The following is a 1,155-nucleotide window of genomic DNA, read 5'->3' on the forward strand; positions in this document are numbered from 1 at the left end:
ATCTACTTATTAAGGGGATTGTATGAACTGCATCCATTTCGATGCAAGAGTCTTTATGCCTTTTCTTAACCTACTAACCTTAGAACTTGATACCTATCTCAATCTCGCTTCTCTTTCATTCATCGTCTTGAACCTAGTTCAGGTCACTTGGAGAGTAACAGCCATAGTTCCCCTATAAACCCAACAAATCTGTTTTTATTATTCAGACGTTTAGCTCAGTTCTATCACTTCGGTCGCTCTTTCAGTGGTCGAAGCACTTTTACTATCTGAACATGTGTTGAGCTACATTTACTGCAATACCAACAAACACAAGTCTCCAGAACTTCCTTGCCTGAAACACCTTCATCCTGAACATTTTCTTGCTCTGAGACCTGCTCGTCCAGTACCGCTTTTATTAAGGATAAGCGGTGTTGCTTCTGCTTATTCGAGAGAAAGCCATAATGACGGATACGCATAAAACCTTTAGGCAACACATGCTGCATAAATCGGCGAAGGAACTCTACACCGTCCAGCTTCATAATTTTATGCTGTCCATCTCGATAGTCTTTCCAACGAAAGCGCACCGTATTTTCACTCACATCGACTAAACGGGATTCGTTCAACGCAATTCTGTGGGTATACCTCGCGAGGTATTCCAACACCTTTTCTGGTCGTCCATGGCAGGCTTTGGTATAAACAACCCAATCTTTGATCATTAGCTCCCTCAGTCGCTCATCGACCTCTTTCACCGTACTTATTCTGACCAACTCACCCTGCTGATGCGCCATTCGTAAATAGCTGATCATTCGTCCTCGAAAGCATCTTGATAACGCCCTTACTGGGAATAGATAGTTGGAACGTGCTTTGTGCCATTGATGCTCAGCTTCAGACCAAGCGCCCGCCGGAATCAAACAATGCAGATGCACATGCTGATCCAGTTTTTGTCCCCAGGTATGAAGAACTGCTGTCATACCTAATTCACCATTTAAACGCTTCGGATCATGACCGAAGCGGTTTAATACATCCCAAACACTCTTAAATAATCCATGATATAGAACGTCAGGATGCAGCTTAACCCAACCATTCAGCTCGTGAGGAAGCGTAAATACCAGGTGAAAGTACGGTACAGCCAGCAAGTCTCGTTCACGAGCCATACACCAAACATCAGACGCCTTA

The 1,155-nt window shown here is 43.9% G+C and carries 1 protein-coding gene; it reads right to left on the reverse strand.

All coding sequences use genetic code 11. The annotated features are described in order from the left end of the window. Positions 1-224 precede the first annotated feature (224 nt). The coding region (locus ACFOEK_RS21225) for an IS91 family transposase (protein WP_386723494.1) at positions 225-1,155 on the reverse strand (931 nt) is incomplete at its 5' end.

It is taken from the genome of Litoribrevibacter euphylliae, assembly GCF_042646085.1.
In the GTDB taxonomy this organism is placed as follows: domain Bacteria; phylum Pseudomonadota; class Gammaproteobacteria; order Pseudomonadales; family Litoribrevibacteraceae; genus Litoribrevibacter; species Litoribrevibacter euphylliae.